This window comes from Bacteroides sp. RTP31139st1_H2_RTP31139_211217, from assembly GCF_040227615.1.
GTDB lineage: Bacteria > Bacteroidota > Bacteroidia > Bacteroidales > Bacteroidaceae > Bacteroides > Bacteroides uniformis.
This window is the reverse complement of the sequence record NZ_JBCNZM010000236.1, coordinates 1-5,194: the sequence shown is the minus strand read 5'-3', so window position 1 is coordinate 5,194 and position 5,194 is coordinate 1. Positions and strand designations below refer to the sequence as shown.

Below are 5,194 nucleotides of genomic sequence, written 5' to 3'. Positions count from 1 at the left end.
GCGTTAGTTCAGTTGGTTAGAATACATGCCTGTCACGCATGGGGTCACGGGTTCGAGTCCCGTACGCACCGCGAAAGGGAGTAACATTAGTTACTCCCTTTTTTGTTGTGTATCAAGCAATTAAGGCGTTGGGAGCAGATGGAGAACATATAAAAATTGGGTGCATATTTACCGGAAACTTACCAGTATTTCCCGATTTTTACCGATATTTTCACCTATAATGATACCGCCTTTGATACCATTTTTTTATTGTAGCGATAATCAGTAGATACCAAAACTCAAAAGAATATGAAATATCCGACAATGAGATTCGTCTTTGACCGTAAAAAGGTTGCGACAAAGACACACAAGGGACTCGTTCAAATTGAAGTTTTGAGCGAAGGTAAGAGAAAATGGATCGGAACCGGCGTTAAAGTCTATTCCGACCAATGGAATGATCGAAAGAAGATAATCAATTCGGTTGAAATGATTCAATTGAACCAGTGTCTTGATGAACAACTCCGGATTATCCAAAATTGGATTAATGAACTTATCAGCAAAAAGGAAGTTTTTGATTTTGATAAGCTGGATAGATTTTTGAGATATACCAATAAATCGGAAAGTTTTGTTGACTTTGTAGAAAGAAGAATTGAAGAGCGTGGAGATATAACGGAAAGTACCAAAGCTTCCCATCGGACATTTGCGACCTCATTACGTGAATTTGACAGAATAATATATTTTTCTGATCTCACAAAAGCCAATATCACATTGTATGATGATTGGTTACATGCTAAGGGCTATTCACAGCCGACAATATATAACTATCATAAACGTAACAAACGTTATATCCACGAGGCCATAAAGTTTGATTTGCTAAAAAATGATCCGTATAAGGGGGAGCGTTTTTCCCGTGGCAAACATGCCATCAGGAAATATTTGACTGCCGAAGAATTGAAGAAAGTGAAAGATGCTCAAATAGACTCGGAAACGATCTGTAGAGTCCGTGACCTTTTTATTTTTCAGGCATATACTGGAATATCCTATGCTGATCTTGCTAAATTCAATTTCAAACGTGACGTACAAAAACGCGGCAATAAGTATGTTATATTGGATATTCGTTTAAAGACAGAAGAAAACTATTTTATCGTATTACTGTCTCCTGCAATGGAAATATTGAAAAAATATGATTATGTGCTTCCGATTATCAGTAATCAACAATACAATTTGCGGCTTAAAATAGTTGCTGATTATGCAGGGCTTGATAGAAATTTGACCGTTCACATGAGCAGGCACACATTTGCGACAATGTGCCTGAACAATGGGGTTAAAATGGAAAATGTGAGTAAAATGCTCGGTCATACAAATGTACGCACCACACAACAATATGCTAAAGTTCTGAATGCCGAAGTGGAAAAAGACTTTGAGATGCTGGAACGGATTTTGTCATAGTATAAGAGAGCCACGCTAAAATAGTTCTACCGATATTTAGCGTGGCTTGTTTCATTTAAAATACTCCATAACTTGTGCCGATTGTTCACGGAGACCACAGCAAAGATAATTTTGAGTCATTTCCACGCTTGCATGTCCCATCATTTGGCTTATTGAGTATAAATCGGCACCGCGTAAATACAAATTGGTTGCAAAACTCCGGCGTGCCGTGTGGCTTGAAACAAATTCCCATTTTTCACCTTCCACTTCCTTTCCGGCCTTGAATACTTTAACCGCCTCTGTGATTCCGGCTTTCCGGCAAATATTACGGATATTATTGTTGAATGTCGGATCAGTAACTTCTTCTTTTGGCAAATTTGTTAGTAGCTCTTTCACGATTGGCTTCAATGGCACTGTGGCATGAGTTTTAGTTTTTAGGCTGACATAAGAGATCATTCCACCCACTATATTACGGTTGTTCAACCGTGTATAGTCGCTATGACGGCAACCGGTAAAGGCTCCTATTAAAAATTGTGTGCGTACCAATTGTTCGTTGGCATTCTTGGGAACATAGGTGATAATTCGTTCAAGTTCTTCATCAGTAAGCCAAACATTAGTGCTTCTCACATTTTTTACTGAAAGGATTTTATTATAGTCTTTAGGTAGCTCAACCTCTTCATTATACAAGTTCAATACAGCTTTTAATTTGGCGGCATATTGGCGAACAGAGTTTGGTGCCAGCCGTTCTTCCATATAATCAACAAAAGTCTGCAATCGGACTTTTGAAAGATTCTCCCATGTTGCCGGGCAATCATTTGCCCGACTATACATGTTGAGTATAATTTCATATTTTGGGTATTTTGCCAAGAATGCTATGCGTAAGTCTTTCATTTTTATTTCATTTCTTTATTCCAACCATCATAAATATCTTCCCAATTATCACCTAAGCCAACCCTTATGCCGAAAGCGTTGTAACATTGTTGTACCGCTTCTTTCGGTGGTAAGTATCTCCCGTCACTTAACATTATATAGCCTTCGTTTATTTCTTGTTGTAGCAGATTTATATCTACTGGCATGATTTCATCAGGGAACAGCACCACGTTTCCTTTACTTGTTTGATAACTGACTCTTGGTAGTTCAAAATGCCCTCTCTGTCCGGTCAATAAAGAACAGATTCCAATTTCTCCGGTAATGAGATGAACTTCCGTGTTTGGCGCATTTATAACCATAAAATAGGCGTTATCGTCATTTTGGAAATGATTTACTACTCTGCCAACCCTTTCTGTATCACATCTTCTCATTCTCTCGTCCCAAAGATGTCCCATATCATCATGGAATCGGATATAATCTCTTACTTTATCCCATGTTCTTACAGACAGAAATTTCATAGCAGGTAGAGTAAGAGTTTTTTCTACACCATTATCATATTTAAGTTCATGGGTAAAGTAATGTTTTCGTGAGCCGGTAATGTGTATATCCGTAACATCAAAGTTTTCATCATATCCGTTTTCGGTGGAATATTCTTCAAGAACAACAATATCACTCTGTACGATTTCATCAACTATCTTTTGAAACTCATTATAGGCATTGGTTAGCAGGTTTTCGGTATTCATGTTGTCCTGCATGGGTATTTGTGCAACAAGTCTTATTGGGTATTCATTATGTTCTGTACCGTAGCACATATTCTCCACAATACCACAATTAACCTTCCCACATCTTTCATGAAAGAAGTCCATTGTACGCAATACATCTTGGTTGCTTAATTTCGTGGGTTGGGTGACAAACAGCACATAACTTACTTTTACCCTACTAAGAAGTTCTATATGCACGTTTGTAACACTTGGAGGCGTGTCAATAAGAACATAATCCGGGTTGATAGAGTGTATTTTCTTTTTAGCCAGTTCAAGATATTGCCTTACCATTGATTTTTCCAAGTAAATAAACTTGGAAAACATATTTCCAGAAGAGTGTACCCAAATCATTTCATGCGGATGATCGCCTTCAAATTCGGTGTTCATTGACGGGGTGTTTATATCTGCATCAATGATAAACACCTTATTCCCTTGTTTTGCAAGTAATCTTGCTATATTTGCGGTTGTTGTGGTTTTGCCTACGCCGCCTTTGCCTGAATATATTATAATAGCTTTCATATCAATTAAATATTTGGTTCAATAAATTCTATATTAGCCATTCGCATTTCATCTTCAAACGTCCATTTGTAATTGTGATTTTCCCAAAATGAAGCATATTCACAACCACGGCAAGTAACGGAATATCGGCCTTCTCCTATTTTTCTTGCTTTACAAACATCACGGAAAATCCGATTATTATCGGAAAGTCTGTAAAACATACGATCTCTTTTCCTTCATCCAGTAGCTTTTTAAGAAGCTGATAGTCACGACTGGTTTTATATGGCATATTCATGGTTGGACTCCTTCTTTCATCAATTCAGGATTATCAAAAGCATTTCCTATCACTTCACATCTATCGCTGACGTACCACAACGGAGTAAAGCCACATGCCTTGTTCTTGTAGCAAAACATACCTTTATGAAATAATACCTCAACTGTAAATTGATAGGAGCTTTCACTTTCATGAATCAGTATTAGATCATGTTCGAAGATGCTATTACCGTTCTTATCGGTTATTTCGCTGAACTGACAGACTGTTTCGGGAATAACACCAACCCACTTGTTGGGTTCTACTTCAAAGAATACATTGTACATCTTTCTTTTGATGGTTCCATAGGAAATGGTCATACTCTTTACCCATTCACCACCGTTAACCCTTTTCGCTCTAAATTTTATCATTCTCATATAAATATCCAATTAAGATTCAAGTTTTTTAATAAATTCATTTAATCTATCGGCTGAATAATCGGTACCACCAATTATGAAGTAACCATCAACAGCAAATTTGAATGCTTCAATGGCTTTTTGTCTCATTCCTTCTTCGGCTATCGCTATTGCTGCATAGGCTTTTGCTTCTGATATGGCATATTGCACATAGCCGGTAGAATCCATCCGGTTGTCACTTTCCAAATCCAAAGTGTTACGTCTGATATAATCTTTTGCTTTTTGATTCATAATTATGCTAAAATTGCTTTATTTGTTTTCTAAATTCGTTCCATTCGTTGTTGGTAAAGTTGAAAAGAGTCTTTTTGCCTTTTTCTTCCCAATCACTTATGGCATAACCTACTAAATAAACTTTTTTAGTGCTGAAATCAAATCCCGTCACCCTATAACGTTTCTCATTATCCCGGTACATTGCCCTTTGCATAACCTTCTGCCTTTGGAGTCTATGAAGGGTTTAATATTGCAGAATGCTTCATAGCTTTGGCAGGCTGAAATATTTCCCGAAGTAACAGCTTTCCGATAGAAATTTTCACCATAGCCCTTACCGTTGGCGTTGACTCCAAACCAGTAACCACCGCTGAATTTTGAAAATATATTCTGAAAATCCTCTTTATTGAATTTCATTTGAGATATTATAGCCAACTTTACTGCTTCATACATGGCTATGTTGACTCGTAAATAAGAATCAGTCTTTTCATTGTTCCAAACAAATTCTATCAGTTCAAAAGCTTTTGATTTTTCATTCATACTTTTGGGTATTTTCCTTCTCCTTTCGGATCAGTTCATTAATAAATTTACTCATGTTTGGTTGCTCTCTGACAAAATCAACCAAATCAATATCCAGTCTAATAGCATAGACCTTACTTTTCGTAACCGGTTTGTTTCGGCGATAACTTCTTTTGGCTTGTTTATTCTCTTCCATAATGATTCAT

8 protein-coding genes and 1 tRNA gene are annotated in these 5,194 nt (G+C 37.1%); 2 read left to right on the top strand and 7 right to left on the bottom strand.

Annotation, left to right across the window (positions count from 1 at the left end):
- Positions 1–68: transfer RNA gene (locus tag ABUA47_RS22830), tRNA-Asp, on the top strand.
- 220 nt (positions 69–288) lie between these two features.
- Entirely contained in the window at positions 289–1,428 is a 1,140-nt protein-coding gene (locus ABUA47_RS22825) for a site-specific integrase (RefSeq protein WP_007846549.1), read from the top strand.
- 51 nt (positions 1,429–1,479) lie between these two features.
- On the opposite strand, the gene ABUA47_RS22820 is transcribed toward ABUA47_RS22825, so the two are convergent.
- The 7 genes from ABUA47_RS22820 to ABUA47_RS22790 form a co-directional block, all read right to left on the bottom strand.
- On the bottom strand, positions 1,480–2,298 hold the full coding sequence (locus ABUA47_RS22820; protein ID WP_055300587.1) for a site-specific integrase: 819 nt from the start codon (positions 2,296–2,298) through the stop codon (positions 1,480–1,482).
- Positions 2,299–2,300: 2 nt separating this feature from the next.
- Positions 2,301–3,557, bottom strand: coding sequence for a P-loop NTPase (locus tag ABUA47_RS22815; protein ID WP_007846551.1), 1,257 nt, complete (start codon positions 3,555–3,557; stop codon positions 2,301–2,303).
- Positions 3,558–3,562: 5 nt separating this feature from the next.
- Positions 3,563–3,757 (bottom strand): hypothetical protein, encoded by a 195-nt coding sequence (locus ABUA47_RS22810; protein ID WP_249932286.1) that lies wholly within the window; start codon positions 3,755–3,757, stop codon positions 3,563–3,565.
- A gap of 70 nt (positions 3,758–3,827) precedes the next feature.
- Positions 3,828–4,217, bottom strand: a complete 390-nt coding sequence (locus tag ABUA47_RS22805) for a YopX family protein (protein WP_224241706.1) — start codon at positions 4,215–4,217, stop codon at positions 3,828–3,830.
- Between the two features lie 18 nt (positions 4,218–4,235).
- Positions 4,236–4,493: a hypothetical protein gene (locus ABUA47_RS22800; RefSeq protein ID WP_007846554.1), complete on the bottom strand. Its 258-nt coding sequence runs from the start codon at positions 4,491–4,493 to the stop codon at positions 4,236–4,238.
- A 147-nt stretch (positions 4,494–4,640) separates the two neighbouring features.
- A complete protein-coding gene (locus tag ABUA47_RS22795; protein ID WP_349824484.1) occupies positions 4,641–5,009 on the bottom strand; it encodes a hypothetical protein in 369 nt (122 codons plus the stop codon).
- Positions 5,002–5,184 carry a hypothetical protein gene (locus ABUA47_RS22790; protein WP_007846556.1) on the bottom strand — a complete coding sequence of 61 codons (183 nt, stop codon included), beginning with the start codon at positions 5,182–5,184 and terminating at the stop codon, positions 5,002–5,004. The genes ABUA47_RS22795 and ABUA47_RS22790 overlap by 8 nt, the downstream gene beginning before the upstream one ends.
- Between the last annotated feature and the right edge of the window lie 10 nt (positions 5,185–5,194).

Excerpts from the sequence above, each read along its gene's own strand:
- ABUA47_RS22825 (WP_007846549.1), top strand. The coding sequence starts at position 289 with ATGAAATATCCGACAATGAGATTCGTCTTTGACCGTAAAAAGGTTGCG.
- ABUA47_RS22820 (WP_055300587.1), bottom strand. The coding sequence starts at position 2,298 with ATGAAAGACTTACGCATAGCATTCTTGGCAAAATACCCAAAATATGAA.
- ABUA47_RS22815 (WP_007846551.1), bottom strand. The coding sequence starts at position 3,557 with ATGAAAGCTATTATAATATATTCAGGCAAAGGCGGCGTAGGCAAAACC.
- ABUA47_RS22810 (WP_249932286.1), bottom strand. The coding sequence starts at position 3,757 with ATGTTTTACAGACTTTCCGATAATAATCGGATTTTCCGTGATGTTTGT.
- ABUA47_RS22805 (WP_224241706.1), bottom strand. The coding sequence starts at position 4,217 with ATGATAAAATTTAGAGCGAAAAGGGTTAACGGTGGTGAATGGGTAAAG.
- ABUA47_RS22800 (WP_007846554.1), bottom strand. The coding sequence starts at position 4,493 with ATGAATCAAAAAGCAAAAGATTATATCAGACGTAACACTTTGGATTTG.
- ABUA47_RS22795 (WP_349824484.1), bottom strand. The coding sequence starts at position 5,009 with ATGAATGAAAAATCAAAAGCTTTTGAACTGATAGAATTTGTTTGGAAC.
- ABUA47_RS22790 (WP_007846556.1), bottom strand. The coding sequence starts at position 5,184 with ATGGAAGAGAATAAACAAGCCAAAAGAAGTTATCGCCGAAACAAACCG.